We start from the raw sequence: 24,694 nt of genomic DNA, 5'->3' as shown, positions 1-24,694 counted from the left end.
GCTCAAGGAGTCGTCATGTTCCTGATCATCCAAAACGACCGCAAATGTCCGCCGGGGAGTATCACCTCGCTTTTGGAGGCCGCCGGGCAGACCTACCGCTGCGCCCACGCCTACGCACAGGAGCCCCTCCCCGACCCCGCCTCGCTCACCGGCGTCATCGTCCTTGGCGGCGAGATGGGGGCCCACGATACCGTGCGCTTCCCCTACCTCGAGACCGTCGGCGATTTCATGGTCCGCAGCCACGAGGCGGGCACGCCGCTGCTCGGGATCTGCCTCGGCGGGCAACTCCTCGCCAAGGTCACCGGAGGAGTGGTGAGCTCCCCTTCGCCCCACGGTGAACAAGGGATCTGCCGGGTGCTGCTGAACGATGCCGGTGCCGCCGATCCTCTCTTCTCCGGGGTCGACCGCGAATTCGTCACCTTCCAGCTTCATAACGACAGTTTCACCCCGCCCGCGGCCGCCGCGCTGTTGGCAGCCTCCCCGGTCTGCCCGGCCCAGGCCTTCCGGCTCGGCGCCACCACCTACGGAGTCCAGTTCCACCCCGAGGTCGACCACGCCATCGTCTCCTCCTGGGGGAGGATCTCCACCCCGCCGTGCGACCTTCTGACCGGCTTCCGGTCCCAGGAAGAGGCTTTCCGCGCCTCCTCCACCGCCATCCTCTCCAACTTCATCTCACTTGCCTTAGCGACCCGCATCCCTTGAAAACCAAACACAACATTGTAAAGTTTTAATGTTCATCCCAATGACACCCTGATCAAGAAAGCCGCCTCCTTATCGGGGGCGGTGACAACCGACTCTCGCCGCATTTGACGGCACGGGGGGCGCGGTGACCGTTTGCACGCCGGGGAAAAACTCCATCAGGCGCAATCTGGTGCGGCTGCTTTTAGCCGGCAACAGCATGCTGCTCATCGCCTTTTCCGTCCTCACGGTCGGCAACCAGGCCTTCCGCGGCCGCCAGGAGCATTACCGCGAGGTGGCCACCCTAGGGGAGCGGGTGATCGGTGAACTCTCCTCGCCCCTCGCCGAGGGTGACCTCGATGCCGTACGCGAGATCCTCTCCTGGACCGACGTCGATCCCTTCCTCATTTCGGCGGAACTCTTCGGCCGCAACGACCGCCTGCTCGCCCAGCATCGCCCGCAAGGCAGGGAAACCGCCCGGCCCCGGCTCTCCGCCATCAGGATGGTCACCCTGCCGGTAGAGCGCGCCGGGCGCCCCGCCGGCCGCCTGGTATTGACCTGGCGCCAGCCCCTGTTCCGCGACTTGGCCTTCCCCGGTGTCCTGCTGGCCCTGGCCCTCCTGGCCCTCGCCTTACTCGGGGTCACCCTTTCCCGCCGCGTAAAGACCCTGATCTCCGATCCCATAGGGGAGCTGACCGGCAAGATGGAGATCGTCTCCAAGCAGCAGGATTACCAGGTCCGCGTGGAGGGGCTGAAGGATGACGAGCTCGGCGTCCTCTTCGCCTGCTTCAACGAGATGCTGGCCGAGATCGAGGTGCGGGACGAGCGGCTGGCCCTGCACTCCGAGGAGCTGCAACTGGAGGTCGCCGAGCGCACCCGCGAGCTCTCCAACGTCAACCGCCAACTGGCCGCGAGCCTCGACGACGTCCGGCGGGCCATGGAGACCGCCCAGGCGGCCAGCAGGGCGAAATCGGAGTTCCTGGCCCAGATGAGCCACGAGATCCGGACCCCCATGTACGGCGTGCTGGGGATGACCGAGCTCCTGCAGGGGACCGATCTCAGCAAGGAGCAAAGCCGCTTCGTGGAAACGGTCCGCCGCTCGGGCCAGGCGCTTTTGTCCATCATCAACAACATCCTCGACTTCTCCAAGATCGAGGCGGGGAGGATGGAGCTGGAGATCATCCCCTTCGACCTCCACGAGCTGGTGATGGAGACGGTGGAGCTTTTCTCCGAGGACGCCTCCAAGAAGGGGCTCGACCTCCGCTGCGAGATCACCGGGCAGCTCCCCCGCGACTTCCAGGGGGACCCCGGACGTCTGCGCCAGGTCATCGTGAACCTGCTCGGCAACGCCCTCAAGTTCACCCACAAGGGGTCGGTTACCCTCTTGGCCTTCATGGAGCGCGCCCCCGACATCGTCCGCATCTCCGTCACCGACACCGGGATCGGCATCGCCCCCGAGGCTCAGCAGCTGATCTTCACCCAGTTCTCCCAGGGGGACCAATCCATGACCCGCAAGTACGGCGGGACCGGGCTGGGTCTGGCCATCGCCAAGCAGCTCACCGAGCTGATGGGGGGCGAGATCCGGGTGGCCAGCGAACCGGGGAAAGGCTCCACCTTCTCCTTCACCGTCCGGCTCGATTCCGGTCCGGAGAAAGGGTGGGTGCGTCCGGAACACAGCCGGGCCGCCCTGCGCGGGAAGAGGGCGCTGGTGGCCTGTTCGGATCCGGGCACCTCGGAGTTTCTGGGAGCGCAGCTCAAGGGGTGGGGGGTGGATTACGAGATCTCGGCCGACGGTCCGGGCGCGGTATGCCGGGTGGTCTCCGCCCCCTTCGACCTGGCCATCCTGGACCAGCAGATCTCGGGCGCCGACGGGACCCGGTTGGCCGCCACTCTCCGCTCGCTCCCATCCGGGCGCCTGGTGAGGCTCGTGCTCATCGGCAACCCGGACCTGGCCTCGCTCATCCGGGACGGGGAGGAGGGGGGGCTGGTGGCGCTTCCCAAGAACGAGCTTCGCCCCCACCGGCTCTACACCGCGCTGGTCAAGGCGCTCGGCATGGATCAGACGGCCGGAGAGCCGGAGGGGGTGGAGGCGCGGCGCACCCCGCCGCAGGTCCTGCTGGTGGAGGACAACCCGGTCAACCAGGAGGTCGGCCGCGGGATGCTGGAAAGCCTCGCCTGCAACGTGGAGATCGTCGCCAACGGTCTCATGGCCGTCGAGGCGGTGCAGCGCTCCACTTACGATCTCGTGCTGATGGACTACCAGATGCCGGTCATGGACGGACTCGAGGCGATCAAGACCATCCGGGATTGGGAAGCCACCCTGGAGGGGGACCGGAAACGGATCCCGATCGTCTCCCTGACCGCCTGCGCCATGGCCCAGGACCGGATGGCCTGCATGGATGCCGGGGCGGATGACTACCTCTCCAAGCCTTTCACCCGCGACGAGCTCTCCCGGGTCATCGGCCGTACCCTGCAGGGGGGCTCCCCGGGGCGTCCCGCGGCGGGAGAGCAGGCTTCCCAACTCATCCCGGAAGCGGCCCCCCAAAAACCGGCTCCGGCAGCCATGGGGCAGGTCCCCCTCGGGCACCCTTCTCCTCCCGGCTCTCCCGTGGATGCCGCCCAGGCCCGGATCTCCGCCTCGCTGGCCGCCGCCACCGCCGGGTCCGCGCCTTCGGCGGACGCCTCTCAACCCATCGCCCACGACCAGATGAGCGGCGCGCTGGAGATGATCCGGAGCCTCCCGGGTAACCGGGGAAAAGAGGTGCTCCGCAAGGTGGTCGACCTCTACCTGGCCAGCACTCCCACCCTGTTGCAGACCATGAAGGAAGCGGAGTCGGGGGGGGATGCCGAGAAGCTCAAGGCCGCCGCCCACAGTTTCAAGTCCTCGAGCGCCAACCTTGGCGCCATGCGGCTCGCCGACGTCTGCAAGGAGCTGGAGGCCCTGGGGCGCCAGGGTTCCACCGAGGGGGCGCTTCCCCTCTTGGTGCGGGTCGAGGAGGAGTACCGGGTAGTCCGGGAAGCGTTGCAGGGAGGCCGCATATGATGACCAGGAAGACCAAGAGAATCACCCCGCTGGTCATGGTGGTGGACGACGACCACGCGGTGCGGCTTTTGGCCCGGGAGACCCTGGAGACCTCGGGATACGCCGTGTGGGACACCGAGTCGGGAGAGCACGCCCTCACGGTCTTCGAGGAGCGTTCCCCGGACCTGGTCCTTTTGGACGTCATGATGCCCGGGCTGGACGGCTTCACGGTCTGCAGCGCCATCCGCAAGACCATCACCGGCCGCGACACCCCGGTCCTCATGATGACCGGGCTGGACGATCTCGACTCCATCGATTCCGCCTACCAGGCCGGTGCCACCGATTTCATCACCAAGCCGATCAACTGGCACATCCTCCCGTACCGGGTGAGCTACATGCTGAGGGCGAGCGGGATGCTCGAGCAGCTCAGGGAGAGCCGCGAGGGGCTCGCCCATGCCCAGAGCCTCGCCCACATCGGGAGCTGGGAATGGGACCTCTCCTCCGGCGACATCCGCTGTTCCGAGGAGGTCTACAACCTTTGCTGCCTGGACGGCGGGAAGTTCGGCAACCCGATCCTCGACCCGGTACACCATCTTGACCGCGGCTTCGTGGAGAACTCCATCGAGCAGGCCATCGCCCAGCGTTCCCCGGTCAGCTTCGACTACCGGATCCTCCTGTCGGAATCGGTGGAACGGACCCTGCACGCCGAGGTGGCCACCGTGCTCGACGAGGCGGGAGACACCGTCTGCCTCACCGGGACCATCCAGGACATCACCGAACGGAAACGGGCCGAGGAGCAGATCCGGCTTCTGGCCTACTACGACGCCCTGACCGGGCTCCCCAACCGCCGGTTCTTCATGCAGCAGCTCGAGCAGGCGCTGGTCTACGCGAACCGCAACGACCGGATGCTGGCGGTCCTCTTCCTCGATCTCGACCGCTTCAAGCTGGTCAACGACACCATGGGGCACGGGGTAGGGGACCGGCTCCTGCAGGACGTGGCCGACCGGCTTTTGGGGTGCGTCAGGAAGAACGACTGCCTGTCCCGGGCCGAGCAGGACGGGCCGGTCTCCCTGGTCTCGCGGCTGGGGGGGGACGAATTCACCATCATGCTCTGCGACATCGAGCACTTCCAGGACGTCGCCAAGGTGGCGAGAAGGATCCTGGAGGCGGTCTCCCACCCGTACTCGCTGGAGGGGCAGGAGGTCTTCGTCTCCACCAGCATCGGGATCTCGCTCTACCCCTACGATGCCTGCACGGCGAGCGACCTGATCAGGAACGCCGACGGCGCCATGTACCAGGCCAAGGAGCAGGGGCGCAACGGCTACCAGATCTACGACGAGTCGATGAACGCCAAGGCCCTGGAGCGGATCATCCTGGAAAGCCAGCTCCACAAGGCCCTGAAGGACGAGGAGTTCATCGTCTACTACCAGCCGCAGGTCGCCTCCGACACCGGCACCGTGGTGGGGATCGAGGCGCTGGTCCGCTGGAACTCCAAGGAGCTCGGGATGGTGGAGCCGGGGCGCTTCCTTCCGCTGGCTGAGGAGATCGGGCTCATCATCCAGATCGACCAGTGGGTGATGCGGCAGGCCTGCCGGCAGCTGAGGGCGTGGCTGGACGCGGGAATTCCCCCCTTCACCCTGGCGGTCAACATCTCCGGCCAGCACTTCATGAAGAACGAGCTCCTCGAGCACGTCACCGCCATCCTCGACGAGACGGGGATCGATCCCGGCCTCCTGGAGCTGGAGCTCACCGAGGGGGTGCTGATGGCCCACACCGAGCGGACCGTGAAGACCCTGATCGCCCTCAAGAGGATGGGGGTGCGGCTCGCCATCGACGACTTCGGCACCGGCTTCTCCTCGCTTTCCTACCTGAAGCGCTTCCCGCTCGACGTCCTGAAGATCGACCGCACCTTCATCAAGGACATCACCACCGACCCCGACGACGCCGCCATCACGCTAGCCACCATCGAGATGGCCCACACCCTGAAGCTCGAGGTGATCGCCGAGGGGGTGGAGACCCCGGAGCAGCTCGAGTTCCTGGTCCGCCACCGCTGCGAGCATTACCAGGGGTACCTCTTCAGCCTCCCGGTCCCCCCGGAGGACGTCCCCCGCTTCTTCCCCCGCCGTTGATCGCGAGGGACCCGGTCTTTCCCGCTCCCCGTCCGCGGCACCATCCGTTTCCTCTCCCGCCCTACATCCGGTCATGGCCCTGCTATTCTCCCGCCTCACATCCGGCTATCTCCTGCTCCTTCGCCTCGCCTCCGGTCCCTCCTTCATGCCTAATTTCTCATCACGGCTGCTGCTAAAAGAAACGTCAAGATGGCGCCAGCCCCCTTTCTTCCTCGCTCCAATACCCACGTTAACCAATTAAATCGCCCCTCTGCAGGAGCTGGCACACCTCGTGCTCAGGATCGGTCACAACTACGGCACGATGACGTGTCATAAACCGCTGACGGTTTCACAGGCAAAGGCGCCTTTCCATCGACTGATGGATTGGCGCCTTTTTTTTATTTCAATCATCCGGAAAGGGGGAGTTTGCAGTCAGCTGTTCTGTCACAGGTGGTTTATTCGACGAGGAAGAAAATTGCACTTGGGCATCGGAGCCTTACCGAGCCTAACAAAGGAGAGTGACAATGGGAAACAATGAACAAGCAGTAACCAGGGGGACGCTGGGATTGACCGGCCTTACCATGAACGCCATGGCCCTCATCGCACCGGGAGCCTTTCTCTGGCTGACCTTCCAGATGCAGTCCCTGTACGGGGCCCCCATGGCCGGCTGCGCCATGTGGTTCGGCATCTTATTCGCGCTTTTGCTCTGCCTGGCCACTGCCTACAGCTACGCCGAGCTCTCTAAACTCTACCCCGGCCCGGGTTCCTCCTACCTCTACGCCGAGCAGGCCTTCCTCTCCAAGACCAAGGCCTACAAGTTCGCCAGGATCGCCAAGTTCTTCACCGGCTGGGCGAGCCACCTCTACTACTGGGTCTATCCCGGCGTCATGGTCGGCGTGACCGCCATCCTTTCCGGTTACCTGTTGAACCAGTTCTTCCCCGACACCTTCTCCGGGACCTACAACAGCCAGATCTTCATGTGGATCTTCTGCGCGCTCTTCTCGCTGGGCGTCGCCTACATCGCCTTCCGCGGGGTTACCGGCACCACCGCCGTCAACGTGGTGATCAACATCGTGCAGATCTCGGCCCTTTTGGTCTTCTCGGTGATCGCCATCGGTTACCGCGTGCAGCATCCGCAGGGCGCCACCGCCTACCACCTCTCCAACGGCGTGGCGGTCACCTACCAGGTCGCCCAGGAAGTGGTGAAGGACGACAAGGGGCAGCCGGTACCGGTCATGGTGGACGGCAAGGCGAGCCTCGACAAGGACGGCAAGCCGGTCTATCAGATGCAGGACATGAAGGACGAGAAAACCGGCGACCCGATCGGCGCCGACAAGGACGGCAAACCGGTCAAGGATCTCAAACAGGCCGCTCCCTTCACCATCGACTACTCGGCCGCCGGTGCCGTCACGAAAGACGACAAGGGTGTGGAGACCTTCAACTATCACGCCACCGCCAAGTCCGTCGTCTCTCCCCACGGCTTCAACTTCATCTTCATCCAGGCCGCCATCGCCATCCTGATCCTGGTCGGTTTCGAGACGGTCACTGCCATGGCCGACGAGGCCAAGAACCCGAAAAAAGACGTGCCGCGCGCGGTACTCCTCTCGCTGGTCATCCAGGGTGCCGTCTGCTACCTGATCGAGTACTTCGCTGCCAACTACATGCTCAATAACGGCTACACCATGCCGATGGCCGGCGCTTCCGGCGCTCCCTTGGGCGACATGATGATCATCACCGGCACCTGGCTCTTCGGCTCCGCCGCCGCCGGCAAGGCCTTCATGCTGGTCCAGGCCTTCACCGTCTTCCTCGCCCTGATCGGCACCACCCTTTCCTGCCTCTCCACCGGCGCCCGCGTCACCTACGCGATGGGGCGCGACGAGGAGGTCGGCTCCCACTTCGGGCTTCTGCACGGCAAGACCATGTCCCCCTACAAGGCGATCTGGACCCTGGCCGTCATCTCCGCCATTATCGGCATGGTGGTCTGCGTGATCTACCAGGGGGGCACCACCCCGGCCGCGCTCGACAAGCACAACTTCTGGTACTCCTTCGGCATCTTCGCCCCCGAGACCTACGCGAAGCTCCCGAATACCCTGCTCATCATGACCCTGGTCTCCAACTTCGGCACCTTCCTCCTCTACATGTTCACCTGCGTGATCGCCATGGTCGCCTTCAAGGAGCACCACACCTTCAACGGCTTCAAGCACGTAGTCATCCCGGTGCTGGGTCTCCTCGCCAACCTGGCCATCATGCTCTTCTACCTGATCGGACCCTTCACCGTGGCCGGCATGAGCTGGAAGGAGCCGTTCATCGCCCTCGGCATCTGCGCCGCCTGGGGTGTCTACGGACTGATCTACTTCATGTCCGCCTCGAAGTCGAAGAACAAGGAGATAATCCTGACCTCCAAGCCCGAGCTTAAACCGCTCGCCTAACAACGCTCGCCCCGCAATCTTCGGCTCAACCAACCTCTCCCTCCCCTTCAAGGGGAGGGAGAGAGTGAGGATGGGGAGGACCGAGCCGGAGGGGAAGGTATAGCGGCAGGATGGAAACGCCGGGGCGGTCAATGCGTTTGACCGCCCCTCTTCAGTGTCGAAGCTTTTCATCGCACGGTGTCCGTGCTAAGGTGCTGTCATCATGGAACTTATTTACGCAGAGCTCTCGTCTCCGGGACCGGTGAGGGAGAACAACGAAGATTTCGTCGGCTTCTGGCAGCCCGCGACCGTGGAGGAAAAACGCTCCCGCGGGGCGGTGGCCGCGCTGGCCGACGGGGTAGGGGGGATGAACCACGGCGAGGTGGCCAGCAGGCTTGCCGTGGAGACCTCCCTTTCCCTTTTCCGGGAGACCGGCGGGGACTTCACCTCGCAGCAGTTGCTGAACAAGATGTTCTCCTCCGCCAACCTGGCAGTGTTCGAGCGGGGGATGGGGAACCACGGCCGTGACCGGATGGGGACCACCCTCTGCCTGGTTGTCCTGAAAAACGACGAGATCGTGGTGGGGAACGTCGGGGACTCGCGGGTCTACCTGGTGAGGAAAGGGGAGATCAGGCAGCTCTCCACCGACCACTCCTACGTCGGCATGCAGCAGAAGTTCGGCCTGATCAGCGAGCTGGACGCCAAGACCAGCGAGCACCGCTCGGTGTTGACCCGCTGCGTGGGGCAGGAGCCCGGTATCCGGGTCGACGTGGAGCAGACGAACGCCTTCAAGGGGGACCGGATCGTCCTCTGCTCGGACGGCCTCTACGCCCACGTCGCCGATTCCGAGATCGCCGACATCGTCTCCCGCTTCTCCCCCGCCCAGGCCTGCCGCCAGCTGGTGGCCCTGGCTGAGAACCGCGGCACCGACGACAACCTCTCCATCCAGGTGCTGCATATCGCCGAGGTGGAGAAGATATCCTATTACCGCGGGCTTCCCGTCTACCACGAACCGGTGGCGGAGGAGAACGCCGGCTACGAGATCCAGCCTGGCAAGACCCTGGACGACCGCTTCTTCGTCACCGAGACCATCAGCCGCAGCGGCATGGCCACCATCTACAAGGCGACCGATCTGCAGACGAAGAATGAGGTGGCGCTGAAGGTTCCCTTCATGGAGTTCGAGAGCGACCCCGGCTTCTACTCCCGCTTCGAGCGCGAGGAGGAGATCGGGCTCATGTTCGATCACCCCTACATCCTCAAGTTCTACCCGGTCGAGCACAAAAGCCGCCCCTACATCGTCACCGAGTACCTGCGCGGCTACACGCTGGCCCATCTCTTGAACAGCGTCCGCCCCATGCCGGAGAAGGATGCCATCAAGCTCGCCAGCCGGATCTGCTCCGCGCTCGCCCACATGCACGAACACGGGGTGATCCACCGCGACCTAAAGCCCCAGAACATCATGATCTGCTCCGACGGGACGATACGCATCCTCGACTTCGGGATCGCCAAGTCCGCCGAGGGGAGAAGGCTCACCTTCGCAGGCTTCACCCCGGCGGTGGGGACCCCCGACTACATGGCGCCCGAGCAGGTGAAAGGGAAGCGGGGAGACGAGCGGACCGACATCTACAGCCTGGGTGCCATCCTCTACGAGATGGTGGCCGGGGCGCCCCCGTACGCCAGTGAGAACGAGAACATGTTCGTGATCATGAACGCCCGGGTGACCGGCGACCCGCAGGCGCCGAGGAAGAGGAATCCGAAGGTCTCGCCGCAGGTGGAGGAGATCGTCCTGCACGCCATGGAGCGCGATCCCCGCAAGCGCTACCACTCCGCCGCCGCGATGAAGGTCGATCTCGATGCCCCCGAAGACGTCCCCCTCACCGGCCGTTGCGACCGGCTGCAAAAGCCTTCCCCCTGGAAGCAGGGAGGGAAGGGCAAAGCCCTCTGGATCGCCTTGGGAGTGGCCGCCGCTCTCCTTATACTGGCCCTGTTGATCCTCCTCATGATGAAGCGCGGCCCGACCTGACCCCGTCCGCCCCGCCCCCATGTCCGAAACAAAGGAACCTGCTCCTTCCCCCTCCCCTTGAGGGAGGGGGCCAGGGGGTGGGGTAAGCCTCCCTCAAGGAGAGGGGGCAAGGGGGTAAGCCCCCCCTTCGGAACACCGTCGCCCCGTCCCCCAACATCCGCCTCACGTCCCCCCCTTTGCGAAGGGGGGACAGGGGGATTTTAGCCTTTAAAAATCGCAAGGAGCCATCGCATGACCATCTTCGCCTGGATAATATTCATCGCCGCAGCCGCCCTGGAAGTAGGAGGAGACGCCGTAGTAAGAAGAGGCCTGGTCTCCGGCTCCGTCCTCTTCATCGCCTTCGGTTTCGCCATGCTGGGAAGTTACGGCGTCGTCGTCAACACCGTCAAATGGGACTTCTCCAAGCTCCTCGGCGTCTATGTCGCCGTCTTTGCCCTGGTCAGCATCCTCGCCGGCCGTTTTGTCTTCAAAGAAACCATCCCCCCCTCCACCTGGCTCGGTCTCCTCATCATCCTCGCCGGCGGCGCCGTCATCCAGTTCGGCCCCGGGCTCGTGAAATGAGATACGAAGAGAGAGGGCAGAAAGGAACCTGATCATTCTCCCCTCCCCTGGAGGGAGGGGGCGAGGGGGTGGGGGAAGCCTCCACCTCGGCCATCGTCCGCCCCGCCCCCCATGTCTGCCTCTCGTCCCCCCCTTTGCGAAGGGGGGACAGGGGGGATTTTAGCCTCTAAAAACCGCAAGAGCAGCCGGGCCTCCCGTCCCCCCCTTTGCGAAGGGGGGACAGGGGGGATTTGCCTCTCCTGGATGGCGAGACAATCCCCTGAATTCCCCGTTACTCGGCATGCCCCGTGCAGCAAGAAATACAGGATGGTCACGGCGAAGCGGCCGTCCGACCGGGAAAGGCAACGACGCCTCCCGCCCTTTTGGGGCAGGAGGCGTTTTTATTTAGCAGTTTACCAATCAGAGAGGCGCGTCACCCGGCTTGTGGAGGCGGGGAGGGCAAGGACGCCGCGCGCTTCGGCCTGCATCGTAAGGAGGCAGAGATGGCAATCATGATGAAAAAGTACGCACGCCTGGTTCGTCTGTTGATGGCTGCGGGGCTCCTGGTGGGAGCCGCCGCCAGCCTGGGCCAGGCCGAGGTCAAACCCGAACCGGCTTCCGCCTCCGCTAAAGCTCCGGCGGACACGTCTGCCTCCGCTAAAGCTTCGGAGGGCACGCCCGCCGCCGCTTCCCACGCCGCTCCCTCAGGGGATCCGGCCGGGGTGCGCACCGGGGGAGCTGCCGACTTGATCGGTGCCTCCAGCGGCGCCCCCACCGCCGAGGACTTGAAGAAACTCTCGGCCGCCGAGCCATTGGCCGCCAAGGTCGCCGATGCCGCCGGGCATAACCGGGTGGCCCTCAACATGGCCTGGACCCTCCTCTGCGGCTTCCTCGTCATGTTCATGCAGACCGGCTTCGCCCTGGTGGAGACCGGCTTCTGCCGCGCCAAGAACGCCAGCCACACCATGGCGATGAACATCATGATCTACTGCATCGGCCTCTTGGCCTACTGGGCCTGCGGCTTCGCCATCCAGATGGGGGGCGTGGGGCCGGTAGCGGTTCTCGGCGGCGGGGGAGTCCTCAACGGCGAATTCACCCTCCACCTCTTCGGCAAGGATCTCGGCCTCTTCGGGACCCGGGGCTTCTTTCTCTCCGGTAACTGCTACGACTCGGTCGTCTTCGCAATCTTTCTCTTCCAGATGGTTTTCATGGACACCGCCGCCACCATCCCTACCGGGGCGATGGCCGAGCGCTTCAAGTTCTCCGCCTTCGTCGTGTACGGCTTCTTGATGAGCGGCCTTCTCTATCCTCTCTACGCCAACTGGGTCTGGGGCGGCGGGTGGCTCTCCCAACTGGGCACCAACTTCGGACTGGGGCACGGCCACGTCGATTTCGCCGGCTCCTCAGTGGTCCACATGACCGGCGGGGTCGCCGCCCTTGCTGGGGCCCTGGTGCTCGGGCCGCGCATCGGCAAGTTCAACAAGGACGGCTCCCCCAACCCGATCCCGGGCCACCATATCCCGATGGCCATCGTCGGCACCCTCGTGCTCGCCTTTGGCTGGTTCGGCTTCAACACCGGATCGACCTTGGCCGCCTCCGATCTCAGGATCGGCGTGGTGGCGGTCAACACCATGCTTGCCAGCGCGGCAGGCGGCTTCGCCGCCATGAGCCTCATGTGGTTCAAGTACGGAAAGCCCGACCTCACCATGAGCGCCAATGGCCTCTTGGCCGGTCTGGTTGCCATCACCGCCCCCTGCGCCTTCGTCACCTCCGTCTCGGCGGTAGTCATCGGCGGCTTGGCCGGAGCGTTGTGCTGCCTGAGCGTCTTCTTCTTCGAGCGCGTGATGAAGGTCGATGACCCGGTCGGTGCCATTTCCGTGCACGGGGTCTGCGGGCTGTGGGGGGTGATCTCGCTGGGGCTTTTTGCCGACGGCACCTACGGGGACGGTTTCAACGGTGTCAAAGGGTGCGTCAAAGGATTGTTCTACGGCGACGGCGGCCAGTTGGGGGCCCAGGTGGCCGGGAGCGTCACCAACCTTCTGTTCGTTTTTTGTGCGGCCTACCTCTTTTTCAAGATTTTGGACCGCATCATGGGGATCCGGGTCGCCTCCGACATCGAACGGGAGGGGCTGGATCAATACGAAGTGGCGGCGGCCGCCTATCCCGAATTCAACCTGAGGCAGCTCCCCTTCTCCAGCGGTTACTCTTCAAAGCCGCGCCAGTAGCCGCTGCACACGCAAACCCGGCACACCGCCGGTGACAGGGTCCCCCCCTTTGCGAAGGGGGGACAGGGGGGATTTGCCTTTAGTGTAACTGCCTTTCGCCACCGTCTCCCCCCCGGAAACCGTCGACTCCATCCGCCAGCCATGCTCCCCCCGTTCCGGGGGGGAGCCTCTCTCCGTTCGTGCCTAATTAGAAAGCGGGCTGCATCCTATTTGGGCAGCTTTCTCCCTTCTTGCACCCCTTTTTTTTTCTAACATCTCGATTACAGGCATTTCTTCACGGCTGGCACGGCCGCTGCAACACTGATAGGCAACCGGCAGCGCAAGCCACAGATCAGGAGGGATAGCAATGAAGCTTATCGAGGCAATCATCAAACCGTTCAAACTGGATGAGGTAAAGGATGCCCTGAACGAACTGGGCATCGAGGGTATCACCGTCAGCGAGGTGAAAGGTTTCGGCCGCCAGAAAGGGCACACCGAACTGTACCGCGGCGCCGAGTACGTAGTCGATTTCATCCCCAAGGTGAAGATCGAGATCGCGGTCTCCGACGACCTGGTGGCCAAAGTGGTCTCCGCCATCGAGGAAACCGCCCGCACCGGAAGGATCGGGGACGGCAAGATCTTCATCATCAACCTCGACGAGGCGGTCCGTATCAGGACCGGCGAGAAAGGGGAAGAGGCCATCTAAGAGGGCCGGTAGAAAGATCCGACGTGGCTTGAATCAACGACGACCCAGCTTCGGCTTTATCAAAATCAAGATCAACGGAGAGTGACATGGTACGAGGAAGTATCCTAAAGACGGCTAAGGAAGCAGCAGGGATCTCAACCTGCAAGAAAGCATTCATGACCCTTTCCAAGCTGGCACTGGTTGCCGGCCTGCTCGCCGCTCCGCTGGCCGCCCAGGCCGAGGAGAAGACCGCCCCGGCTACCCCCGCAGCCGCTACCGCCCCGGCCGCGGCCACCGCAGCCCCGGCTGCACCTGCCGCCGCTGCTCCGGCGGCTGCCACCGTCACCGCTGCCGCCCCGGCTGCCCCGGCCGCTCCGGCCGCCGCACCGGCTCCCAAAAACGTCGACCCGGTCCTCAACACCGGCGACACCGCCTGGATGTTGGTCTCGTCGGCGCTGGTCCTCTTCATGATCCCCGGCCTGGCCCTTTTCTACGGCGGCATGGTCCGCACCAAGAACGTGCTCTCCACCTTCATGCACTCCTTCGTCGCCATGGGTATCGTCGGCGTGCAGTGGGCCGTCATCGGCTACTCGCTCTCCTTCGGCCCGGACATGGGGCATGGCCTGATCGGTAACTTCAGCAAGGCGCTCTTGAGCGGGTTGATCACCTTCAAGGACGGCGCCCCGGTCTTCGCGCTCTTCCAGAACGTCGCCACCGAGCCGGGCTCCATCCCCGAGTACGTCTTCGCCATGTACCAGTGCATGTTCGCCATGATCACCGTGGCCCTCATCTCCGGTGCCCTGGCCGAGAGGATCAAGTTCTCCACCTACTGCGTCTTCGTCCTCCTCTGGACCACCCTCGTGTACGATCCGCTGGCCCACTGGGTCTGGATGGCCGACGGCTGGCTCTGCAAGATGGGCGCCCTGGACTTCGCAGGCGGTACCGTCGTCCACCTCTCCTCCGGTATCTCCGCACTCGTGGTCCTCTACTTCCTCGGCAAGCGTCACGGCTTCCCGCATGAGCGTATGGCACCCCACAGCCTTCCGCTGACCCTGGCCGGTGTTGGCATCCTCTGGTTCGGCTGGTTCGGCTTCAACGCAGGCTCCGCCATCGTCGGCCTCAACACCTCCGACGCCGCCGGCGGGCTCGCCGGTCTGGCCATGGCCACCACCACCATCGCACCGGCCGCAGCAGGCCTTACCTGGATGATCGCCGAGTGGATCCACGCGGGCAAGCCTTCCGCCCTGGGCTTCGGCTCCGGTGTGGTTGCAGGCCTCGTCGTCATCACCCCCGCCGCCGGTTTCGTACAGCCGGGTGCCGCCATCATCATGGGTATCGCCGGCGGCCTGGTCTGCTACATGGGCGTCATGATGAAGGCCAAGCTCAAGTACGACGACTCCCTCGATGCCTTCGGCGTCCACGGCGTGGGCGGCACCACCGGCGCCATCCTGACCGGTGTCTTCGCCACCGTCGGCGCCACCGGGCTCAGCTCCGGCAACATGAAGCAGTTCGTCACCCAGCTGATCGCCGTCGGCGCCGCCGCAGCCTACGCGGTGATCGTGACCTTCGTGATCTCCTTCGTCCTCTCCAAGACCATGGGCTTCCGGGTCGAGAAGGAAGACGAGATCATCGGTCTCGACCAGACCCAGCACTCCGAGAGCGCGTACAACTAACAGCCCTTCATACAGAAGGTCACCCTCGGGGGGGATTTCGATCCCCCCCTTTTTTTTCGCCCGCCTCCATCCCCCTTCGCACAGCGATCCCTTGCAAGCCCCTTCTGACCCCTCTGGTGGGCCCCTTCTGGTGGGGCAGGACTGCCCGCCGATTCTCTGTCACTCAAGGTAGAATGCCCTTGTTGACTTCACCTTTGTAGGCAGTAGTATTGGTAGCTATTAATTTTGTTATAAAGACGCAAGTGAAGTGACAGCGGCTCGGTATCTGTTGCAAACGGCAAACGGAAAAGAGACAGGAGGATTGGCAACATGCATGAAAAATACGCGCGCCGAACCATCGAGTTAGCGGCTACCGGCATGGCCCGTCTTCTCGTCCTCATCATGGTAGCGGAGATTTTTTCTTGTCCAGCGCTCGCAGCGAGTTTTGATTGCAACGCCGCGAAAAGCAAGGCCGAGAAGATGATCTGCTCAAATGCCACCCTTTCCAAGCTCGACGAGGATCTGGCGATGGCCTACGCCCAGGCCCTCGTTGCCGCACCTGACCGGGAGGCCCTGAAAAATGAGCAGAGAGCATGGGTGAGAGGAAAGAGAAACGCCTGCAGTGACGTGAGGTGTATGGCATCCACTTATCAGGAACGTATCGGTACTTTGTCAAAACCTCATCCCGCTACTAATCTTGCCGAGATTAAAGGAATCTGGGAGAACTTAAGCCGAGATGTAGGTGGAAGGTATAGTTTGACAGTAATGTCAAATTTTTTATTGGTAGGAACCTGTAAGCCAAGGTTTATATTGACATCTGCCAAAGATGGTCAATATGTCTTTACTTCTGCAAGTAATAAAAAATGTTCTGTATACTCGGGTGGTTATGACTTGGTTATGATAAAGTTGGAGTTGTCTGACAAGGAATCACTACATGCCAGCTATTATAATGGAACAACCGAAAGTGATTTAATACTTTCAACAAATTTTTTTAAAGTAGAGTAGGTGCAAAATGAATCCAAGAAAAACAGGACTTTTCAGGGAAGAACTTTTTAAATTTATTAAAGTCCAAGAGGATATAAGGTATAGAGTGTACGTTTGTAGCCAAAATGTTCCGACCATTGGTGTCGGGTACGCCCTGCTTGAAAGAGTTGGCAAAAGCTATAGGATTCGTTCGGGTCTGGAAGCCGATTTGACTGAGGTTGGGGCGACTCTGTCCACAAAGGATAAAGAAAGGCTATCTGACCTCTGCAAAATGCTAAATGACGGCACCATAAAAAACGCCTTAAACGGCAGCAGCCTAAAAGATCCCTTTGATTTAACCATAGATAAAGAGCAGGCAAAACAACTTTTCTGGAAAGTGTTACCGCAGTACGACGCGGACCTACGAACGAAGCTGGGAGTTAAGCTATACAGAGATCTACAAAATACCAAAGAGATGGTTGCCCTCCTGTCCCTTGATTTCAACGCGCCCGGTCTAATCGGTCCGGGCCTCGTCAATGCCGTAAGGGTTGGAAACCGAGCCGAAGTCCAGTATCAAATCCTGTACGGCTCGAATGCAAAAAGAGACATCGGCCTCGACAACCGCCGCAAACATGAAGCTGCGGAATTCGGTCGTTATGACAACGAGACGCCAACCGCGGAGGAACTGAAGGCCGAGGCCCAAGCCCGCACCGTTCATGCAAAGCAGATTGCCGCCTACCAAAGCGAGATCGACGCGAAGAGAAAATCCGTGTCGGCAAAAAGGGCAAAAGGGACGAAGACCGCCCTGAATGCGGGCCGCAAGCCTCACAAGCCCGGAAACGCTCCAAACCAGCACGCGGTCTCCCACCGCATTTCGCAAAGCAAAGCCCGCCCGCAAAACCAGGGACACGGCATCGTGCAGCGCGTCAAGGACTTCTTCCAGGGGGGCGACAGTGTCATCCACCGCACCTGGAAGGAGGAGCCAGCCGGTCTTGACCTGTATCACTACCACAAACGCTGGTCGTAGTTGTCCTAACCGACAGGAGGCTTTATGGAGTTTGCAGACGCGGCGGACAAGCCCATGTTTTTCTTTAAAATTCACGGCACCCCCTTCGACTTCCACGTAACAAGCTTTGAAGCCATTGAAGCCATCTCCTCCCCTTTTCAGATTAACGTAACCGTCGTTTGCGAGACTGCCATCCCTTTCGAGAAAGTCGCCGGTATGGGGGCGGTCCTGACCGTGCGCACTAAAGACCTCACTGCCGATGGCGGCAATCGATATTTCCACGGAATGATCTCGAAGTTGAAATTGGTGGAGCTGGCACCCGATGGCTGCGTTTATCGGGTTCGGCTGCTACCGGCCATCTGGCGGCTGTCGCTGGAGCAGGATTGCCGCATCTTCCAGAACACCACCGTGCAGTCGATAATCAAGACCATACTTGAGGAAAGCTGCATCACGTCCGACATGTTCAGTTTCGCCCTGATAGACAGTGAACTGAATTGCAGCTACTGCGTGCAGTACAACGAAACCGACCTGAATTTCATATCGCGCCTGATGGAGGAAGAAGGACTGCTCTATTTCTTCGAGCACCACGAGGACAAACACGTCCTGACCATTTGCGACGACAGCTTCTTTTGCCCCGACATCCACGGGGACTGCGCCCTTCAACTCCAGGGTTCCCATGGCATGGCCCAAGACGCCGAGACGGTATCGGCCTTCAACCTCTCTTGCCGGCTGGCGACCGATTGCGTAACTACCCGCAGTTTCAGCTATGAGCATCCGAGCTATCGTCCGGGAGCGGAAAAATGCTCTCGCCGGGAACCGAGAGCAGAAATGTACGAGTACACCGGTTCCTTTGTCAGCGACAAGCGCGAGGAAAGGCTGGCTAAGGCACGCCTGGGAGAGCATGCCGCGCTAGAGAAACGAGCAAAGGGCGAGAGCAACTGCCCCCGTCTCTCCGCCGGGCACCGATTCGACCTCGAATCATTCTCCGGAGAGCTCGTCGGAAGATACGTAGTCGCGGCCATGGAGCACGTAGGTGACCAGCCTCAAGCGCTGGATGGCTCGACCGGAGGCTGTGCGCAATACTGGAACGGCTTCATTGCCATACCTGAGGATGCCCATTTCAAGCCGTCACGGATAACTCCGAAGCCGGTCATCGCGGGGATGCAGACGGCGATGGTAACCGGTCCTGCCGGTGAGGAGATCTATCACGACGAACTCGGGAGAGTGAAGGTGCAGTTTCACTGGGACCGGCAGGGAAAGAAGAACGAGAGGAGTTCCTGCTGGCTTCGCTACGCTCAGGGGTGGGGCGGCGCGGGATGGGGCATGCAGTTCATTCCGAGGGTGGGAGACGAAGTGCTGGTAGCTTTCATCGACGGCAATCCGGACAGGCCGGTCATCGTCGGCAGCCTGTACAATGCCGAGAACTTGCCTCTCTACGATCCGCAGAACAAGTACTCCGTCAGCACCATCAAAACACGTAGCTACCCCAATGGCGACCTGGACAACTTCCATGAGTTGCGCTTTGACGACAGGAAGGGAAGTGAGGAGCTCTATCTACAGAGTGAAAGGGACTGGAACATACTGGTAAAAAACGACAAGGTGGAGACGGTAGGCAACGACACGTCGGTGGTGGTCGGCAAGAGCCTGAAGATTGAGGCTGGAGCCAGCGTCGAGATTGTTTGTGGAGCGTCCTCTATCACCATGGATAGCTCGGGTTTCGTTACCATCAACGGGACGAGGATCAATATCACCGGATCAGACCTCATCGGGCTCACCAGCGTTAGAATCAACCTCAACTAAGAGATTTTTTATTGGCGTCTTCCCCCCTTGACGGTGTAGGTTGCGACTTGAAGTATTGTCATCGTTCAGGTACATCGGTCTAACGCGGAGCTGATCATGAAATACGCGCAGAAGCTCGAAGGATTTGAAGAGGGCGAAAGTCGCCCTTGGCGGGAGGTGCTGGGCGACGTGCGGCCTGACCAAGGCCTTCCCTCCATGATTTTGCGCGGGTCACGCTTGAAGGAAGAATTGACCCAGGTCCAGCTCGCAGAGAAGACAGGGATTCCGCGAAGGCACCTGAGTGAGATGGAAAACGGCAAGCGTTCCATCGGAAAGGAAACGGCGAAGAAGCTTGCAACAGCCCTGGGCTGTGACTATAGGCTTTTTTTATGACAAAGATAGCAGCTTGACATTGTTTAGAGACTTACTTCCCCGATCCCATCTCCAATAGAGTTCTCTCTGAGTCTTCCATTCCCCTTCGCGCATAGTTCCCTCCATAGACTTTCCCGCCTATTCACTCAGTCAAAAGAGCCGAACATCTTATTAAAAACATGCAAAATGCCCGCTGATGTGGTATCTACGAAAAATTCATTATCGCTGCCGATTCAGCACTGGAAGCACGGTAATCAGCAGCCCTCAGGGGGGGCGTAGGGAAACCGGAGGGAAACCGGGAAACCGGAGGGGACGCCTATGCGATTCATGCGTTTCCCGGATGAAAGGATCGCGAGAGGAGAACGAGGACCGCGTGCGGCGCATGGAACGCATGGGCGTCCCACCTTGTTCTCCCATGGGAGGGATGACCGGTTTTTCCGCTCATCCCCCCAAACGGAACATTTCACCAGCTCACGAGTGTGGCATATCAGCCGGTTACGTTACCAGTCGACGTCACCCACTTTTACCCGAACGTCTCGCTCGTGAGGATATCAACAATTTCCGGTCAATAACTTATTGTAAGCGATGAGAGTGGACCCCCAAAGCTAATCAAGACCAAACAAGGCAACACCAACTGCGATTTGGAGAACGGCCAGCGCCGGCATGGAAGTGTAGGCCGGCATGGAAGTGTCAGAAGCCAAAGGCTACAAGCAACTCTGGCCTTTAATCATCCCCGACCATGGGAAGTTCGTTGTACGAGATGAAATGGGAAAAGGACATACCGATGGCAAAGCGCGGGGTGTTCCTTCATATGGCACTGTGGGGCGCGATATTTGGTTCTGTAGGCTTTGTCGGGGGCTTCTTTGGCCCCATTATTTTCCGACCAACGGCTAACCAGGGTCCATTCCTTGGAATTTTCCTAACAGGTCCTTTTGGCTTTTTAGCAGGGGCGTTGTTTGGACTAGTGCGGTGGATTAAGAAAACCGATTGAATAAGTGCTGTCCCCGACCAAGTGAAGTTCGGGCCGAGATAAACGCCAGAAAGAAGGCGGGGCGAGGCGTTGGAAGCGTAGACAGATGACAACCAAGGGGCTGGACCGGACTCGCGGTAGTAGAGAGCCGGAAAAGCTAATAAAAGTTTGGCGCTCCGCCGGTCAGCCACCGCCGTTGGACAGAAAAGGAGAATACTGTGCCGGAACCTTTAACTATTGCAGGTGCAGGTTTAGCATTTCTTGGTTCGAAGGATATATTGACAAAGTTACTTGGCCCAACTGCCGACTATTTAGGAGCGGAAGCCAAAGGGCTAGTTGAAAAGTGCAATATCAATCTTGACACTGTCTTTGCAAAGGCAGCGAGAAAGTTGGGGAAGCGTATGGATGACCCTGGTGCAGTCAGCCCAAGAGTGTTACGCCACATCTTAGATGATGCTCGTTTCTGTGAGGACGAGGTAGCAGCAGAGTATTACGGGGGAATGCTGGCAGGTTCGAGAGAGGTGACGGGTAAGGATGATCAATGCTTGCCATACCTTTCAAAAGTGAAACAAATGTCAGTTTATCAAATCCGGCTTCATTTTGCGTTTTATTATGAAGTGCTACGTCACCATAAAAGCTCTCAACTTAACATGGGCCTCGGAAATGACTTGCCCAACGCTGGGTTATTGTTACCACATGAATTCCTAATTCATCTATTTCCGCCGGAGAAGTTGAAAGACTACTGGAAGTTAATGACACACTGTGTAGTCGGCCTCTCATCTCATGGGCTTATAAATACTTATTCGTATGGAGAAGCGTCACATTTAAAGCAGAGGTTTCCAAACGCAGAATCTGACGGAGCCTATATGGAGCCGAATTTTACTGGCGCTGAGCTATTTCTATGGGCACTTGGCGTTGAGTCCCCGAACGGACATGACTTTTTTCAGATAAACATCGACGATATCGAAAAAGTCATCCCCATTCCTCACGGTGCAATGGCGAAATAATTAATGGCAAGCCCAACAACTGGCGGCATACAGTCGGCGCCGATAAAACCCCGCGCAGCTGGTGCGCCTTACTACCGTTGAGCTGAAAAGAGATAAGAGGGACAAGTATATTCTCCATTTCCCCATCCCACCCAAAGGAATTTCACCATGTTTACGCTTTATGTCAGCGAGTGCATTGAATCTTTGTCTAGAGTGGCGAAACCAAACGACCCAGAATGGTTGTCAAATGATCGAACCACTGATGGCAGGTTTATAATTGAATCCAAAAAATTCTACTTAACGAGATATATGGCCGTTTACAGGCAGCGCGCAGACGCTGAGGTATCATTCGAAGAGTCAAAGGCATACTGTGTTAAAGATTCTCATTATGAAAAAATCTCACTTTGGGAGGTTACTGCTTTAACTCACAAAGGAGCAGCAAAAAAGATACTCAAAGGCTATGGCACATTGATAAACAAACTTCAGCTTGGAGACGATCAACTGCAGGCCAAGAAGCTCAACGAAATTAAGGGAGAGTTGTTATTAACTGCATTTGAGAGAGGGGCTTCTTCTGCAGATATTTCTGAGATATCAAAAGAATTCGATACATCATTTGTAAATAAATAGTAGCCAGAACAGAGTAACACAGAAATAGGGGAGAGTCGGATGGGACGCTGGTAACTTATGTAACTTATTAATGCCGGAGGGCGGCGAGATGGTTGTCGCAGGATTAACAAGTTACATAAGTTACCTACGTCCCCCTGATCTTCTCAAAGAAATGAGAAACAATGAACATCTTGACTGAATTTGACCCTTGGGTGCCCCTCCAGTCTGCCTACGGAACAGAACTCAAAAGCCCAGGTAAGCCCTTGCGTTTCCAAAGCGCTCTGATTGATGGCGCGCGTTTTGTTGCTTGCCTGACCTATGTTTTCACAGAAGAAGGAATGTATGTGAAACCGATGAGGTTATTGCCAGTCGGTTTGCGGAGGCACGCATTATTCGTTTCATGGAATGAAATAGAAATCAAAAAAACAGACTATTGGACAACATACCCCTATGAAATCCATATGAAGCGCACTCTACATGTAGATTTCAGAGTTCGGGGGCGCATTGGCAAAATAATGCTCCAATGTCAACTAAACTCAGAGAAGCGCTAACCAACGGCACGACCGGTCGATGGCCGGAAGAGCCGAGCAAAAGCTGGGGCCAGGCTTTCAATGTTGCAATCTCCGCGAATTATTCAACCTGCCCAAGAGGGGGCGCCTATGATTTTATGCGGTTCTCCTCACCCGAGACGGTAGCGACGCATAATTTCATGAACGTCACCCACCACGCTTTTCAAGGATGAAAGGCGTGGTGGGCGCTTCCTCGCTAGAGGAAGTGCCCACCTCACCGGTTTCGGCCGCTTTTAGGGAGAAACCGGAGGGGACGCCTATGCGATTCATGCGTTTCCCGGATGAAAGGATCGCGAGAGGAGAACGAGGACCGCGTGCGGCGAGAAACGCATGGAACGCATGGGCGTCCCACCTTGTTCTCCCAGGCAACTTCCAACTTCGCCCCTGTAGTTGCTTTCGACGGAACCAATTTCCTCGTCGTATGGCAGCAGTTCACCGATCAGTACGATATCCGGGGGGCGCTGGTGTCGCCCGCGGGCCAGGTGCTCAAACAGTTCCCGGTCATCGCGGCACCCGGCGAACAGATCGAGCCCGCCGTCGCCTTCGACGGGACCAACTATTTGGTGGCCTGGCGTGACACCAGATCCGGTTCCGGGCCGGCGGCCGACACCGACATTACCGGGACCCGCGTTGCGCGCGACGGGACCGTCCTTGACCCGGCAGGTATCGCCATAGCTACGGCCTCGGGCGTTCAGGGTTCCCCCCGTATCTCATTCAACGACGGGGAGTACCTGGTCGTCTGGGAGGACTACCGTAGCGGCACGGCCGCTATCTACGGCGCCAGGATAGGCGCCGACGGCTCCGTCCTGGACCCGGGTGGCATCCCCATCGATACCAGCCACAGCGCCTGCTACAGTCCCACCGTGGCTCCCTTGGGGGACTACTTCCTGGTCGCCTGGAGGGTCGGCGACTATACCCAGCCCGCGGGAATCTACGGTGCGCGGATCAGCGGCCAAGGTCAAACGGTGAGCCTGGCCACCGGCGGGTTTATCTTCCCCATCTCCGGTCCTCCTACCGAAAATGCCGAGCGTTTCGTGAATCCCGTCCTTGCCGCGGGGGGCGGCCATTCCCTCCTCGCCTGGATCGTCAACCGGGAAACCATGGGGACCCAGAAGGATCTGCAGTCGGTGTTGCTCTACCCGTTCTAACGCCGGAGGGGTGCCCGCCTGGAAAGAAGAAAAGCTCCATTGCGCTGAATGGAGCTTGCCAACCTTCCCGGTTTAACGGTGGGAGTCCCTGTTAAGGGGACTCCCTCTTCTTGATGGACCAGGTGAATTCAAGTCACAAGTGCATGCACTTACGAACTGAATTCACCTGCGGTATTTCCTACCGTGCCGAAATCGCTAACTATGGCAAATCCAACTGTCCCCAGCATTTTCCTCTCACATCCCTTCTCCCCCCCCTGCACGTTTCCTTGGTCCATCTCATTAATTTAAACTTTGACAGCTATAATGATAATCTGTATAGTCCTTTCCACCTACGTTAGCGGTCCCTGAGGAGCGGGCGAGGTGGAAGCGAGGGGGACGCTATGTGTCCCCGGAAAAATCCGGAGTTGCATGCAAATGCCCCATGGGAGGGATGACCGGTTTTTCCGCTCATCCCCCCAAACGGAACATTTCACGATCTCACGAGTGTGCATATCAGCCTGTTACGTCACCAGTCGACGTCACCCACTTTTACCCGAGCGTCTCGCTCGTGAAGATATCAACAATTTCCGGTCAATAACATGTTGTACGGGAAAGGAGCGATGAACATTCAACCCGTAGAAATTCATGTAGTATGAAGGTGGTTCCCCATGCGAATTTTTCTTGTCTTTTTCTTCTTTATCCTTATGGCAACGGCTTCTCTTGCTGCTGGCCCCCAGTACGTCGCCGTTCCGCCTCACTTCGATATGATCTATATTAAAGGGGGGTGCGTTCAGCCTCGTGGGATTTTTCGCTATGGCAGAAGAGTCAGACCTGGGTATAGTCCACAGCAAATTTGTGTAGACAGTTTCTGATCTTGCCCAGCAATAACGGACACGAAATTAAGCGGCTTGTCTGGCCTCAAACGCTGCCGGGCTGATGTTGCCATTGGCGCTATGACGGCGGTTACGGTTGTAGTCAACCTCGATGTATTCAAAA

General features: G+C 59.7%; 18 protein-coding genes. All 18 read left to right on the top strand.

The window, feature by feature from the left end:
• Nucleotides 1-15: 15 nt before the first annotated feature.
• The 18 genes from L4X63_RS21290 to L4X63_RS21205 all read left to right on the top strand — a co-directional run bounded on the left by L4X63_RS21290 (nt 16) and on the right by L4X63_RS21205 (nt 23,719).
• Entirely contained in the window at nt 16-702 is a 687-nt protein-coding gene (locus L4X63_RS21290) for a type 1 glutamine amidotransferase (protein WP_250680682.1), read from the top strand.
• A gap of 124 nt (nt 703-826) precedes the next feature.
• The gene (locus L4X63_RS21285) at nt 827-3,721 is read left to right on the top strand and encodes a hybrid sensor histidine kinase/response regulator (RefSeq protein ID WP_250680681.1); all 2,895 of its coding nucleotides are present in this window, start codon (nt 827-829) and stop codon (nt 3,719-3,721) included.
• A complete protein-coding gene (locus L4X63_RS21280; RefSeq protein WP_250680680.1) occupies nt 3,718-5,829 on the top strand; it encodes a two-component system response regulator in 2,112 nt (703 codons plus the stop codon). The genes L4X63_RS21285 and L4X63_RS21280 overlap by 4 nt, the downstream gene beginning before the upstream one ends.
• Nucleotides 5,830-6,332: 503 nt before the next feature.
• Nucleotides 6,333-8,237, top strand: coding sequence for an APC family permease (locus tag L4X63_RS21275; protein WP_250680679.1), 1,905 nt, complete (start codon nt 6,333-6,335; stop codon nt 8,235-8,237).
• 202 nt (nt 8,238-8,439) lie between these two features.
• Entirely contained in the window at nt 8,440-10,239 is a 1,800-nt protein-coding gene (locus L4X63_RS21270; protein ID WP_250680678.1) for a bifunctional protein-serine/threonine kinase/phosphatase, read from the top strand.
• A gap of 231 nt (nt 10,240-10,470) precedes the next feature.
• Nucleotides 10,471-10,800 carry a hypothetical protein gene (locus L4X63_RS21265; protein WP_250680677.1) on the top strand — a complete coding sequence of 110 codons (330 nt, stop codon included), beginning with the start codon at nt 10,471-10,473 and terminating at the stop codon, nt 10,798-10,800.
• A 482-nt stretch (nt 10,801-11,282) separates the two neighbouring features.
• Nucleotides 11,283-13,004 carry an ammonium transporter gene (locus L4X63_RS21260; protein ID WP_250680676.1) on the top strand — a complete coding sequence of 574 codons (1,722 nt, stop codon included), beginning with the start codon at nt 11,283-11,285 and terminating at the stop codon, nt 13,002-13,004.
• 346 nt (nt 13,005-13,350) lie between these two features.
• Nucleotides 13,351-13,689, top strand: a complete 339-nt coding sequence (locus L4X63_RS21255) for a P-II family nitrogen regulator (protein ID WP_250680675.1) — start codon at nt 13,351-13,353, stop codon at nt 13,687-13,689.
• Between the two features lie 155 nt (nt 13,690-13,844).
• The gene (locus L4X63_RS21250; protein WP_502799934.1) at nt 13,845-15,341 is read left to right on the top strand and encodes an ammonium transporter; all 1,497 of its coding nucleotides are present in this window, start codon (nt 13,845-13,847) and stop codon (nt 15,339-15,341) included.
• Between the two features lie 309 nt (nt 15,342-15,650).
• On the top strand, nt 15,651-16,325 hold the full coding sequence (locus L4X63_RS21245; RefSeq protein ID WP_250680673.1) for a lysozyme inhibitor LprI family protein: 675 nt from the start codon (nt 15,651-15,653) through the stop codon (nt 16,323-16,325).
• 7 nt (nt 16,326-16,332) lie between these two features.
• Nucleotides 16,333-17,310: a lysozyme family protein gene (locus L4X63_RS21240; protein ID WP_250680672.1), complete on the top strand. Its 978-nt coding sequence runs from the start codon at nt 16,333-16,335 to the stop codon at nt 17,308-17,310.
• Nucleotides 17,311-17,334: 24 nt separating this feature from the next.
• Entirely contained in the window at nt 17,335-19,089 is a 1,755-nt protein-coding gene (locus L4X63_RS21235) for a type VI secretion system Vgr family protein (RefSeq protein ID WP_250680671.1), read from the top strand.
• Nucleotides 19,090-19,185: 96 nt separating this feature from the next.
• Nucleotides 19,186-19,461 (top strand): helix-turn-helix domain-containing protein, encoded by a 276-nt coding sequence (locus L4X63_RS21230; protein WP_250680670.1) that lies wholly within the window; start codon nt 19,186-19,188, stop codon nt 19,459-19,461.
• Between the two features lie 730 nt (nt 19,462-20,191).
• Nucleotides 20,192-20,431 (top strand): hypothetical protein, encoded by a 240-nt coding sequence (locus L4X63_RS21225; protein ID WP_250680669.1) that lies wholly within the window; start codon nt 20,192-20,194, stop codon nt 20,429-20,431.
• Between the two features lie 197 nt (nt 20,432-20,628).
• Complete coding sequence (locus tag L4X63_RS21220) at nt 20,629-21,417, top strand: hypothetical protein (protein WP_250680668.1); 789 nt, start codon at nt 20,629-20,631, stop codon at nt 21,415-21,417.
• Between the two features lie 147 nt (nt 21,418-21,564).
• Entirely contained in the window at nt 21,565-22,023 is a 459-nt protein-coding gene (locus L4X63_RS21215; RefSeq protein WP_250680667.1) for a hypothetical protein, read from the top strand.
• A gap of 161 nt (nt 22,024-22,184) precedes the next feature.
• Nucleotides 22,185-22,553, top strand: a complete 369-nt coding sequence (locus L4X63_RS21210; RefSeq protein ID WP_250680666.1) for a hypothetical protein — start codon at nt 22,185-22,187, stop codon at nt 22,551-22,553.
• A gap of 299 nt (nt 22,554-22,852) precedes the next feature.
• A complete protein-coding gene (locus L4X63_RS21205; RefSeq protein ID WP_250680665.1) occupies nt 22,853-23,719 on the top strand; it encodes a hypothetical protein in 867 nt (288 codons plus the stop codon).
• Nucleotides 23,720-24,694: the final 975 nt, after the last annotated feature.

Origin of the sequence: Geomonas sp. Red32 (assembly GCF_023652955.1) — a bacterium.
Taxonomy (GTDB): domain Bacteria; phylum Desulfobacterota; class Desulfuromonadia; order Geobacterales; family Geobacteraceae; genus Geomonas.
The sequence above is the reverse complement of the archived record's forward strand: the minus strand, read 5'-3'. Positions and strand labels throughout refer to the sequence as shown.